Here is an 11534-nt window from a genome sequence, read left to right on the forward strand (position 1 = left end):
GATCCTCTCACCGCTCGGTCGCCGCGACCTCCACGACGTTGTCGAGCGGCTCGTCCGACGCGATGTGCTCGAGCTGGCGACGGACGAGATCGCTCGCGCGGCGCCAGAACCCGTGCGCCAACCCGCCGACGTGCGGCGCGATCAGGACGCCCGGGGTGGACCACAGGGGGTGCCCGTCGGGCAACGGCTCGGGGTCGACCACGTCCAGGGCGGCGCGCACGTGCCCGGTCCGCGTCGCCTCGACGAGGGCGTCCGTGTCGACGATCCGACCGCGCGCGACGTTGACGAGGAGCGCGCCCTCCCTCATCGAGGCGAGGAAGTCGGCGTCGACCAGCCGGTCGGTGCGGTCCGTGTGCGGGACGATGAGGATGATCACGTCCTGCTCCGGCACGAGGTCGGGGAGCTCGTCGATCCCGTGGACCTGCTCGACCAGGTCGTCGCCCTCGCGGGCCCGGCTCGCGACCACGGTGATCACGGGCTCGAACGGCTGCAGCCGGCGCACGATGGCCTGCCCGATGTCGCCGTAGCCGACCACGAGGACGCGCTGGTCGGCCAGCCCGGGCTCGAAGTGCTTGTCCTGCCAGTGCTGCTCGCGATGTCCCTCGAGCATCCAGGGGACGCCGCGCTGCGCGGCGAGCGTGAGCGTCAGGGCCAGCTCGGAGGTGCCGGCAGCGTGGACGCCGCGGGCGTTGAGCAGCGTCGCCCCGTCGGGGACGAAGGGGATGGCGTGCTCGTAGCCCGCCGACAGCAGCTGGAAGGCGCGCAGCCGCGGCAGCTCGGCGAGACGCTCGAAGCCGTCGGCGGACAGGGTGTAGGGCGCGACGACGAGCTCCACCTCGTCGGCCCGCGGGCAAGGACCCGTGAGGTCCCACGGGATCATCTCGATGCCGGGCACGGGGCCCACGCGGTCGATCCAGTCCTGGTCGGCAAGGGTCACGAGGGTCATGCCCTCACCGTATGTCGTGCCGCCCCAGGCTCGCTCACCCGCCCGAGACGGCGGACAGGACGATGACGGTGGCCCCGTCACGCAGCGTGGTGCGCGTGCCCGCGTCGCGCTTGACGTCGTGGCCGTCGACGAAGGCGTTGACGTGCTGGCGCAGCTCACCCGTCTCGTCGCGGATCTTGCTCTCCACCAGGGGAAGTGGCGCGGGTGAGGAACGCAGCGCGTCGAGGGCGGCGGCGAGGTCGGCCCCGTCGGTGAGCTCGAGCGCCACCTCGGGCGGGGCGCCCACCATGGCCTGCAGCGGTGCCGGGAGGCGGATCAGGACGCGCACGGCTCAGTCCTCCACGGTGGCCGCACGCACGCAGAGCACGTCCGGCAGCTGGGTCGCCACCAGCGCGAATCCCTCACCCTCGTCGGCGGATCCGTAGACGTCGCCGTTGCGCGTCCCGACATACAGGCCCATCGGCGAGCCCTTGTCGGTGCCGGCCGCGTCCCGCAGGACGCAGGTGAAGGTCGGGTCGGGCAGGCCCGCGCTCTGCTCGCGCCAGGTGCGGCCGCCGTCGTCGGTGCGCTGCAGCTGGAGGCGTCGCTCGGGCGGGAAGCGCACCCCGTCGGACTCGACGGGGACGAGCCACGCCCGCCCCGCGTGCCCCGGCTGGGTCAGGACGGCGAAGCCGAAGTTGGTGGGCAGGCCCTCCTCGATCGAGGTCCAGGAGCGACCGTCGTCGTTGGAGCGGTAGACGCCCAGGTGGTTCTGGGCGTAGAGGACCTCGGGGTCGGCCCCGTCGCGGGCGACCTTGTGGACGCACTGGTTGAACTCCGGGTAGGGATCGGGGCCGTAGGAGTCCTTGATGCCGACGTTGGCGGCCGACCAGGTGTCGCCGCCGTCCTCGGTGCGATAGACGCCGCCCGTGCTCATCGCGACGACCATGCGGTCCGCGTCGGTGGGGTGCGGCAGGACGGTGTGGATCGCGCCGCCGCCGAAGCCCTCGCCCCAGTGCGGCCGGTGCGGGTGCTCCCACAGGCCACGGACGAGCTCGAAGGTGCGGCCCGCGTCGCTGCTGCGCCACAGCGCCTGCGGCTCGGTGCCCGCCCACACGACGTCCTCGTCGAGGGGGTCGGCCACGAGCTGCCACACCCGCTTGAGCGCGACGCCCGTGTCCTCGGGGAACCGGATGGCGTCCGGCGACTCCGGCTCGAAGGTCCGGCCGAGGTCGTGGGAGACCCCGACATACGGCCCCCAGTGCCAGGAGTGGCTGCCGACCAGCAGGGTGGTCCGGCCCGCCCGCTGGTCGAAGGCGACGGACGGGACCTCCTGCATCGGCAGGAGGGGGCCCTGGACGTCCCAGGTGCGTCGGTCGTCGCCCCCCGCGCTGGTGGCGACGAAGAGGCCCTTGCGGGTGCCGATGGCGACGACGGTTCGTGTCATGACGCCATGTTCACACCGTTCACATCGATGCGCAAGAGGCAGCCGGCCCGCCCCGCGCGCAGACCGTGCCTGTCGTAGGTTGGCGGTGAACCGATCGAACCCCAACCTCGAGGAGTCCCCATGCCCGCCGTCGACGAGATCCTGCGCACCCTGCCCGTGGCCGACCTCGCCCGTCAGCTCGACGCCCGGCCCGAGGAGGTGCAGCACGCCGCGGCGGCGGTACTGCCCGCCCTGCTCGGCGGCCTGCAGGCCAACGCGACCGACCCCGCCGGCGCCCGGTCCATCTCCGAGGCCCTCGGCCAGCACGACCCCCAGCTCGTCGACGGCCGCGTCGACCTCGGCGCCGTCGACACCCGCGACGGCGAGGCGATCGCCGCCCACATCTTCGGCGGCAACCAGGAGCGGGTCGCCCAGCAGCTCGGGGGCCTGCAGGGCGTCGGCGGGCCGCTCGTCCAGCGGCTCATCCCGATCCTCGCCCCGATCGTCATGTCCTGGCTCGCCAAGCAGGTCCTCGGCCAGGCGGGGGCGGGCGGCAGCCTCGGCCAGGCGCAGGGCGGCCCCGTGGGCGGCACCGTCCTCGACGACATCCTCGGGTCGGTGCTGGGTTCCGCGGCGGGCCAGACCGGGACCAGCCCCCGCGACGACGTCGACCGCCGCGAGGCGCAGGGCTTCGACACGGGCACGATCATCCGCGACGTGCTGGGTGGCCTGCTCGGCGGCGGACGTCGCTGAGGAGGCGGGCACCATGACGGACGACGACACCACCGGGGCCATCGCTCCGGCCACGGCAGCAGCCCGTGAGGTCCTGTCCGACCTCCCCCGCACCATGCGGTGGCAGGAGGACCTCTACCAGGACCTGCACCGCCACCCCGAGCTGTCCCTGAAGGAGACCCGCACCAACCGGATCATCGCCGACCGGCTGGCCCACTGGGGCTACGACGTCCTCGAGGTCGGGGGCGGCGTCGTGGGGGTGCTGCGCAACGGTGACGGTCCGTGCGTGCTGTTCCGCGCCGACACGGACGCCCTGCCCGTCCAGGAGGACACGGGGCTCCCCTACTCCTCCACCGTCGACGGCGTGATGCACGCCTGCGGCCACGACCTGCACATCACCTGGGCGCTCGGTGCCGCGCAGCTCCTCGCCACCCACCAGGGCGCCTGGTCAGGCACCTACGTGGCGCTCTTCCAGCCGGCGGAGGAGACCGCCGAGGGAGCCCAAGCCATGGTCGACGCCGGGCTCGTGGACCGCGTGCCCCGACCGGACGTCGCCCTCGGCCAGCACGTCATGCCGGCCCGCGCCGGCCTCGTCAGCTCGGCCTCGGGTCCGCGGCTGTCGGCCGCTGACTCGCTGCGGGTCACCGTCCACGGCACGGGGTCGCACGGGTCGATGCCGCACCTCGGGGTCGACCCGGTGGTCGTCGCGGCGGCCATCGTCCTGCGCCTGCAGACGGTGGTGTCGCGGGAGATCGCGCCGGCGGACTTCGGTGTGGTGACCGTGGGTTCGCTCCAGGCCGGCGCCAAGAGCAATGTCATCCCCGATCGCGCCGTGCTGCTCCTCAACGTCCGCAGCTACGACGAGGCGGTGCGGGAGCGCATCCTGGCCGCCGTGGAGCGGATCGTCCGCGGCGAGTGCGACGCGGGCGGCTGCCCCCGCCCCCCGACCATCAAGTACTACGACCAGTTCCCGCTCACGACCAACGACGTCGCCGTGACGGACGTGGTGAGCGCGGCCTTCGCGGGGCACTTCGGCCAGGATCGCGTCGCCGAGCTCGCCCCGCTGACCGGCAGCGAGGACTTCAGCATCGTGCCGGACGCGTTCGGGATCCCCTACACCTTCTGGACGATCGGCGGCTTCCCGGCGGACGCTCCTCCGATCCCCAACCACAACCCCCGGTTCGCCCCGGTGCTGCACCCCACCCTGGAGACCGGCACCGAGGCCGCCGTCACGGCGGTCCTCGCCCACCTCTCGACCGGCTGCTGAGCCGCATGCCCAGTCGACAGCCCCTCGACGACGTCGCCCGCCGCGCACCCACCGAGGCGCACGGCAACGACCGGCTGCTCGCGGGCCTGGTCCTCGCCGTCCTGACCTTCTGGTTGTTCGCCGGGTCCGCCGGGTCGGTCGCGCCGGCCATCATGCGCGACATCAACGGCCCGTATGCCGACGCCGCCCGCCGCACCTGGACCGACCCCCTGCTCGGCAACGACGCCATGAACCTCGCCGTAGCCCTCACGGCGCTCTTCTCCGGCATGTTCATCGTCGTGCTCGGCGGGGTGGCCGACCGGGTGGGCCGGTTCCGGGTGCTGCTGATCGGTCTGGTCCTCAGCGTCGTCGGGTCGGCCTGCCTGATCCTCGCCGCCGGCGCGCTCGCCGCACCGCTCGTGCTCGTGGGGCGTGCGGTGCAGGGCCTGTCCGCCGCGTGCGTCCTGCCCACGACGCTGGGTCTGGTGCGCGCGTGCTGGGAAGGGGCCGCCCGCCAGCGCGCGGTGTCGATGTGGTCGATCGCGTCGTTCGGCGGTTCCGGGCTCGCGTCCCTCGTGGGCGGGTTCACGGTCACCTACGTCGGGTGGCGCTGGATCTACGCCGTCTCGATCCTCGTCGCCGTGGCCGCAGCCCTGCTGCTGCGGGGCCAGGGCGAGTCCAAGGTCGTCTCCTCCACCCCCTTCCACCTGGACGTGCCGGGCATCGCGACCTTCGCCGCGTCGATGCTCTCGCTGATGGTCGTGACGACCTTCGGGGCCAAGATCGGCTGGACGTCCCCGATCACGCTGGCCCTGGCCGCCGTCGCGATCGCCGGCCTGGTCCTCACCGTGGTGATCGAGGGCCGGGTCCGGCAGCCCTTCGTGGGCCTGCGGCTCTTTCGCAACCGCATGTTCTCCGGAGCCACGCTGGCCAACTTCCTGCTCAACACGTCCATCGGCATGCTCATCGTCACCCAGCAGCTCCTCCAGGTCGCCGGCGGCATGAAACCCCTGGACGCGGGCCTGCTGACGCTCGGCTGCGCCGTCACCGTCATCGCGTTCATGCGCGTCGGCGAACGCCTGCTGCGACGTTACGGCGCCAAGAAGCCGATGCTGTGGGGCACCGGGCTGCCCGTGCTGGCCGGCTGCGCCTTCCTGCCCACCAACCTGCTGCTCTCGCAGTACCGCCTGACGGCGATCCTGGGCTACACGCTGATGGGGCTGGGGCTGGCCTGCTTCGGCACGCCCGCGACCGACGCCGCCCTCTCCAACCTGCCGGTCGAGCAGAGCGGGGCCGGGGCCGGGATCTACAAGATGGCGTCGTCCCTGGGCTCGGCCATCGGCACCGCCACCTCGCTGGCCCTGTTCACCGCCGGGTCCAGCTCGCCCCCACGGGTGATCGGCTCGGTCCTCGTGCCGCTCGGTCGCCAGGACAACGTCGGCCTGCGCCAGGGCGCGGACGTCGCCCTGCTGTTCAACATCAGCCTGCTGCTGCTGTCGGCCGTGGTCATCTGGGTGGTCGTGCCCTCCCACGACCGCTCCACCCAGACGTCCTAGCCGTATGACGACGCGGTGGCCGCCCTCGTGTGAGGGCGGCCACGGCGTCATACGGCAGGAGCAGGCAGATCAGCCTGACGTGGTCACATCAGCCGGCCTTGGTCACACCGGCCTGGCGTGCGAAGCCCGGCCGATGTGACGACCTGGGGTAGGTCACTGGCACTTGGCCATGATCAGCTCGCGGACCTTGCCGGCGTCGGCCTGGCCCTTCATGGCCTTCATGACCTGACCGATCAGGGCACCGGCGGCCTGGACCTTGCCGTCCTTGATCTTGGCGACGATGTCGGCGTTGCGGCCGAGCACCTCGTCCACGGCCGCCTCGAGCGCCGAGTCGTCCTGCACCAGCTCGAGACCGCGGGCGTCGGCCACCTCGCGGGGCGAGCCCTCGCCGGCCAGGACGCCGTCCATGACCTGACGGGCCATCGAGTCGTTGAGCCGACCGTCCCGGACCATCCCGTCCAGCTCGGCGACGTGCTCGGGCGTGACGCCCATGTCGGCGAGGTCGCGGACCTCGTCGTTGGCGCGGCGGGACACCTCGCCCATCCACCACTTGCGGGCGGCGGCGGGCGTGGCACCGGCGGCGACGGAGGCCTCGATCAGCTCGACGGCGCCGGCGTTGACGACGTCGCGCATCTCCAGGTCGGAGTAGCCCCACTCCCCCTGCAGCCGCTTGCGGCGCTGCCCGGGAGGCTCGGGCAGGGTGGCCCGCAGCTCCTCGACCCACTCGCGGCTCGGGGCGACGGGCACCAGGTCCGGCTCGGGGAAGTAGCGGTAGTCCTCGGCGTCGGACTTCTCGCGCCCGGACGTCGTGACGCCGGTGTCCTCGTGCCAGTGCCGGGTCTCCTGCAGGATCGACCCGCCGTCCGTGAGGATCGCGCCGTGCCGCGTCATCTCGTAGCGGACGGCCCGCTCGACCGAGCGCAGCGAGTTGACGTTCTTGGTCTCGGTGCGGGTGCCGAGCTGGGTCGAGCCCTTGGGCATGAGGGACACGTTGGCGTCGCAGCGCATCGAGCCCTGCTCCATGCGGGCGTCGCTGACGTCGAGCGCACGCATCAGGTCACGGATCGCCGAGACATAGGCCTTGGCGACCTCCGGCATACGCTCCCCGGCCCCGAGGACCGGCCTGGTGACGATCTCGATCAGGGGGATCCCCGCGCGGTTGTAGTCCAGCAGCGAGTAGTCGGCGCCGTGGATGCGACCGGTCGCGCCGCCCATGTGCAGCGACTTGCCGGTGTCCTCCTCCATGTGCGCCCGCTCGATCTCGACCCGCCAGGTCGTGCCGTCCTCGAGCTCCACGTCCAGGTAGCCGTCGAACGCGATGGGCTCGTCGTACTGCGAGGTCTGGAAGTTCTTGGGCATGTCCGGGTAGAAGTAGTTCTTGCGCGCGAACCGGCACCACTCGGCGATCTGGCAGTTGAGCGCCAGGCCGATGCGGATCGCGGACTCGACCCCCCTGGCGTTGACCACCGGCAGGGCTCCGGGCAGGCCGAGGCAGACCGGGCACACCTGGGTGTTGGGCTCGGCGCCGAACTCCGTGGCGCAGGAGCAGAACATCTTGGTCGCGGTGCTGAGCTCGACGTGGACCTCGAGGCCCATCACGGGGTCGAAGCGCTCGAGCACCTCGTCGTAGTCGAGAACGGGCTCGACGTGCGTGGTGGCCATGGGTCAGCCGTCCTTTCGCGTCTGGTCGGTGGTGCCGTTGGCCGGCGTGCCGGTGGCCGGCGTCGCGGCGCCCAGCTCGGGCGCGTTGGCGAGCAGCGGCTCGCCCCAGGCCTTCTCCAGCTCGCGCTCGACGTAGGCCGCCACGCGGTACAGCCGGTCGTCGGCCATGGCCGGGGCGAGGACCTGCAGCCCCACGGGCAGGTCGTCCTCCGGCGCGAGCCCCACAGGCACCGACATGCCGGGGATGCCCGCGAGGTTGGCGGGGATGGTGGCGACGTCGTTGAGGTACATCGCCATCGGGTCGTCGAGCTTGTCCCCCAGGCGGAAGGCCGTGGTGGGCATCGTCGGGGAGATCAGCACGTCGCACTGCTCGAAGGCCGCCTCGAAGTCGCGCGCGATGAGCGTGCGGACCTTCTGCGCCTGGCCGTAGTAGGCCTCGTAGTAGCCGCTGGACAGGGCGTAGGTGCCGAGGATGATGCGGCGCTTGACCTCGTCGCCGAAGCCCGCCTCGCGGGACGCCGCCATGACCTGCTCGGCGCTCGGCGCCTCGACCCCGGTCGGCGTGACGCGCAGGCCGTAGCGCATGGCGTCGAACTTGGCCAGGTTGGAGGACGCCTCGCTCGGGAGGATGAGGTAGTAGGCGCCGAGGGCGTAGTCGAAGTGCGGGCAGGAGACCTCGACGATCTCGGCGCCACCGGCGCGGAGCAGCTCGACGGTCTCGTCGAAGCGCTGCTGGACCCCGGCCTGGTAGCCCTCGCCGGTGAGCTCGCGGACGATGCCGATCCGCAGGCCGGACACGTCGCCGCTGCGGGCGGCCTCGACCACCGGGGGCACCGGCTGGTCGATGGACGTCGAGTCGCGGGGGTCGTGCCCGCCCATGAGCTCGTGCAGCAGGGCGGTGTCGAGGACGGTGCGGGCGCAGGGCCCCGCCTGGTCGAGGGACGAGGCGAGGGCGACGAGGCCGTAGCGGGACACCCCGCCGTAGGTCGGCTTGGCGCCGACGGTGCCGGTCAGGGACGCGGGCTGGCGGATCGAGCCGCCGGTGTCGGTGCCGGTCGCCAGCGGCGCCTGGAAGGACGCGACGACGGCGCTGGAGCCGCCGCCGGAGCCGCCGGGGGTGCGCTCGAGGTCCCACGGGTTGTGCGAGGGGCCGTAGGCCGAGTGCTCGGTGGACGACCCCATCGCGAACTCGTCCATGTTGGTCTTGCCGAGGATCGGCATGCGGGCGGCCTTGATCTTGGTGACGACCGTGGCGTCGTAGGGCGGGATCCAGCCCTCGAGCACCTTGGAGCCGCACGTGGTCGGCAGGCCCGTCGTGGTCATGACGTCCTTGACGGCGATCGGCACACCCGCGAGCGGGTGCAGCTGCTCGCCGGCGGCGCGGGCCTCGTCCACCTCGCGCGCGGTGGCGAGGGCGCCGTCGGCGTCGACGTGCAGGTAGGACCGGACGGCCCCGTCGACGGCGGCGATGCGGTCGAGGTGGGCCTGCGTCAGCTCGACGGAGGTGAAGTCTCGCGCCGCGAGACCCTCAGCCATCTGGGCAGCGGTGAGTCGGGTGAGGTCGGTGGTCGGCATACGGATCAGTCCTCGCTCAGGATGCGCGGCACCTGGAACCGGTCGAGCTCCTGCGCCGGCGCACCGGACAGGGCCTGCTCGCGGGTCAGGCCGGGGCGGACCTCGTCGGGCCGGGTCACGTTGGTCAGAGGCATCGGGTGCGACATCGGCGGGATGTCGTCGGCGGCAACCTCGCCGACCTGGGCCACCGAGTCGAGGATGACGGCCAGCTCCCCGGCCATCGTGTCGAGCTCGGCGTCCGTCATCTCGATGCGCGCGAGATTGGCCAGGTGCGCGACCTGGTCGCGGGACAGGGAAGACATGCTCGCCAGTCTAGTGGCGCGCGCCCGGGCCCCTGGCCCACGCTCAGCCCTCCGCCGCCGCCTCCTCGCGGCGGACCTGACGCACCGTCTCGTCGAACTCGACGCGGATCTCCTCGTCGTGGTGGTGGGTCAGCAGGCTGACCACGACGGCGACGAGGAGGTTGCCGATGAAGCCCGGCAGGATCTCGTAGTAGTCGAAGATCCCCCCGCTCTTGGCGGCCCACAGCCACACGAGCAGGGCCCCGACCACCATGCCGGCGAGGGCGCCCTTGGCCGTGAGCTTGCGCCAGAACAGCGCGAGCAGGACCGTCGGGCCGAACGCCGCGCCGAAGCCCGCCCACGCGAACGCCACGAGCTTGAGGATCGGCGACGTGGTCGACCACGCCAGGGCTGCGGCGATGAGCGAGATGGTGAGGACACCCAGGCGGCCGAGCAGCACGTATGACGCGTCCGACCCCTCGCGGCGCCCGATCACCTTGTAGAGGTCCTCCACGAGCGCCGACGACGTGACGAGCAGCTGGGAGGAGACGGTGCTCATGATCGCGGCCAGGACGGCGGCGAGCATGAACCCGGCGATGATGGGGTGGAACAGGATCTGTCCCATGGCGATGTAGACGGTCTCGGGGTTGGAGATCTTGTGGGCGGGGTTCTGCTGGAAGTAGGCCACGCCGACGAGGGCGGTGGCGATGGCGCCGAGGCAGGACAGCATCATCCAGCCCACGCCGATGCGCCGACCCTGCTTGGTCTCCTCGACCGAGCGGATGGCCATGAACCGCACTATGATGTGCGGTTGACCGAAGTAGCCGAGGCCCCAGGCCAGCGAGCTGACGACGCCGACCGTGGTCGCGCCGGTGACCATGGACAGCGCGTCGGGGTTGACCGCCCGGATCGAGCGCGCCGCCTCCGCCGGGCCGCCCACGGCGAACAGGCCGATGATCGGGACGGCGATGAGGGCGCAGAACATCATCAGGCCCTGCACGAAGTCGGTGTAGCTCACCGCGAGGAAGCCGCCGAACAGTGTGTAGGCCACGGTCACGGCCGTGATGAACAGCATCCCGACGTGGTACTCCATGCCGAAGGACTGCTTCATGAAGACCCCGCTGGCGACCATGCCGGACGAGACGTAGAAGGTGAAGAAGACCAGGATGATGACGCCGGAGACGATCCGGAGCATCCGGGACTTGTCGCGCAGGCGGTTCTCGAGGAAGCTCGGGATGGTGATCGAGTCGCTGGCCACCTTGGTGTAGGCCCGCAGGCGGGGGGCCACGAACTTCCAGTTGAGCCAGGCGCCCACGGTCAGGCCGACGGCGATCCAGGCCTCGACCAGCCCGGTGGCGTAGATCGCGCCGGGCAGACCCATGAGCAGCCAGCCCGACATGTCGGCGGCGCCGGCGGACAGGGCGGTCACGGCGGGACCGAGACCACGGCCGCCGAGCATGTAGTCCCCCAGACCCACGGTGCGCCGGTAGGCCCAGTAGCCGATGTAGATCATGCCGATCAGGTAGATCACCATCGAGATGATCTGCCAGGTCTGGTCACTCATGTCGTGACTTCCGTTCGCCCTCGGGGCGCCCGCTGGTGGCAGGTGCCGTTGCGCATGAGTATGCCGCCGATCGGGTGACGACTCGGACGCCGCACAGGCGGCGTGGCCGGATCGTGACGCTGACCTCAGCCGTGCTCCCGGCGCTCTCGGCGCGGGTGGCTGCCGACGGGTCCCCAGATGGAGGGGATCAGGGGTGGGGCCGTGGTGGTGTGCTGACTGCCGTCGGGGTAGCGGTAGGTGATCGCTGGCGGCGGGTCCCAGCCGGTGTCGTCTGGCCGGTGCTGGAGGCCGTGTGCGGTGTGGCCGGCCGCTTCGTGGGCGTAGTTGTGGGCCTCGCACACCCCGACGCCGTTGCTCGCGCTGGTGGGCCCGCCGTCCCGCCACGCCTGGACGTGGTCGACGTGACGGATGGGCGAGTCGCAGCCCGGGGCCCGGCAGGTCCCGTCGCGCCACACGATCAACCGGCGCAACGCGCCGTCGAAGGTGCGACCTCGCGCGTCCAGGGCGACCAGCTGCCCGGTGTCGGGGTGGGTGTACAAGCGGCGCAGGAACACGTCCGCCGCCCGC

10 protein-coding genes and 1 pseudogene are annotated in these 11534 nt (G+C 72.0%); 3 read left to right on the forward strand and 8 right to left on the reverse strand.

What is annotated here, in order from left to right; genetic code table 11:
• Positions 1-7: 7 nt before the first annotated feature.
• Genes K313_RS0114595 through K313_RS0114605 form a run of 3 tightly spaced genes read right to left on the reverse strand, consistent with a single transcriptional unit; the run spans position 8 to position 2372 of the window.
• On the reverse strand, positions 8-946 hold the full coding sequence (locus K313_RS0114595; protein WP_029212227.1) for a 2-hydroxyacid dehydrogenase: 939 nt from the start codon (positions 944-946) through the stop codon (positions 8-10).
• 34 nt (positions 947-980) lie between these two features.
• Positions 981-1274 (reverse strand): MoaD/ThiS family protein, encoded by a 294-nt coding sequence (locus K313_RS0114600; protein ID WP_029212228.1) that lies wholly within the window; start codon positions 1272-1274, stop codon positions 981-983.
• A 3-nt stretch (positions 1275-1277) separates the two neighbouring features.
• Complete coding sequence (locus K313_RS0114605; RefSeq protein ID WP_029212229.1) at positions 1278-2372, reverse strand: WD40/YVTN/BNR-like repeat-containing protein; 1095 nt, start codon at positions 2370-2372, stop codon at positions 1278-1280.
• Between the two features lie 120 nt (positions 2373-2492).
• Between K313_RS0114605 and K313_RS0114610 the strand changes: the two genes are divergently transcribed.
• Genes K313_RS0114610 through K313_RS0114620 form a run of 3 tightly spaced genes read left to right on the forward strand, consistent with a single transcriptional unit; the run spans position 2493 to position 5885 of the window.
• Positions 2493-3104, forward strand: coding sequence for a DUF937 domain-containing protein (locus K313_RS0114610; RefSeq protein ID WP_019287856.1), 612 nt, complete (start codon positions 2493-2495; stop codon positions 3102-3104).
• 13 nt (positions 3105-3117) lie between these two features.
• Positions 3118-4350: an amidohydrolase gene (locus K313_RS0114615; RefSeq protein ID WP_084412878.1), complete on the forward strand. Its 1233-nt coding sequence runs from the start codon at positions 3118-3120 to the stop codon at positions 4348-4350.
• Between the two features lie 5 nt (positions 4351-4355).
• Entirely contained in the window at positions 4356-5885 is a 1530-nt protein-coding gene (locus K313_RS0114620) for an MFS transporter (RefSeq protein ID WP_029212231.1), read from the forward strand.
• Between the two features lie 153 nt (positions 5886-6038).
• Here K313_RS0114620 and gatB read toward each other — a convergent pair whose 3' ends face one another.
• The 5 genes and pseudogenes from gatB to K313_RS23980 all read right to left on the reverse strand — a co-directional run.
• Entirely contained in the window at positions 6039-7547 is a 1509-nt protein-coding gene (gene gatB / locus K313_RS0114625) for an Asp-tRNA(Asn)/Glu-tRNA(Gln) amidotransferase subunit GatB (RefSeq protein WP_029212232.1), read from the reverse strand.
• 3 nt (positions 7548-7550) lie between these two features.
• The gene (gatA, locus tag K313_RS0114630; RefSeq protein WP_029212233.1) at positions 7551-9122 is read right to left on the reverse strand and encodes an Asp-tRNA(Asn)/Glu-tRNA(Gln) amidotransferase subunit GatA; all 1572 of its coding nucleotides are present in this window, start codon (positions 9120-9122) and stop codon (positions 7551-7553) included.
• Positions 9123-9127: 5 nt separating this feature from the next.
• Positions 9128-9424 carry an Asp-tRNA(Asn)/Glu-tRNA(Gln) amidotransferase subunit GatC gene (gatC, locus tag K313_RS0114635; protein ID WP_029212234.1) on the reverse strand — a complete coding sequence of 99 codons (297 nt, stop codon included), beginning with the start codon at positions 9422-9424 and terminating at the stop codon, positions 9128-9130.
• Between the two features lie 43 nt (positions 9425-9467).
• On the reverse strand, positions 9468-10967 hold the full coding sequence (putP, locus tag K313_RS0114640) for a sodium/proline symporter PutP (RefSeq protein ID WP_029212235.1): 1500 nt from the start codon (positions 10965-10967) through the stop codon (positions 9468-9470).
• Positions 10968-11092: 125 nt separating this feature from the next.
• Positions 11093-11534 (reverse strand): annotated as a pseudogene (locus K313_RS23980) (HNH endonuclease); the annotation flags it as partial.

The organism is Arsenicicoccus bolidensis DSM 15745 (assembly GCF_000426385.1).
GTDB lineage: Bacteria > Actinomycetota > Actinomycetes > Actinomycetales > Dermatophilaceae > Arsenicicoccus > Arsenicicoccus bolidensis.

Coding starts and splice junctions, on each gene's coding strand:
- K313_RS0114595 (WP_029212227.1), bottom strand. CDS start 946: ATGACCCTCGTGACCCTTGCCGACCAGGACTGGATCGACCGCGTGGGC.
- K313_RS0114605 (WP_029212229.1), bottom strand. CDS start 2,372: ATGACACGAACCGTCGTCGCCATCGGCACCCGCAAGGGCCTCTTCGTC.
- K313_RS0114610 (WP_019287856.1), top strand. CDS start 2,493: ATGCCCGCCGTCGACGAGATCCTGCGCACCCTGCCCGTGGCCGACCTC.
- K313_RS0114615 (WP_084412878.1), top strand. CDS start 3,118: ATGACGGACGACGACACCACCGGGGCCATCGCTCCGGCCACGGCAGCA.
- K313_RS0114620 (WP_029212231.1), top strand. CDS start 4,356: ATGCCCAGTCGACAGCCCCTCGACGACGTCGCCCGCCGCGCACCCACC.
- gatB (WP_029212232.1), bottom strand. CDS start 7,547: ATGGCCACCACGCACGTCGAGCCCGTTCTCGACTACGACGAGGTGCTC.
- gatA (WP_029212233.1), bottom strand. CDS start 9,122: ATGCCGACCACCGACCTCACCCGACTCACCGCTGCCCAGATGGCTGAG.
- gatC (WP_029212234.1), bottom strand. CDS start 9,424: ATGTCTTCCCTGTCCCGCGACCAGGTCGCGCACCTGGCCAATCTCGCG.
- putP (WP_029212235.1), bottom strand. CDS start 10,967: ATGAGTGACCAGACCTGGCAGATCATCTCGATGGTGATCTACCTGATC.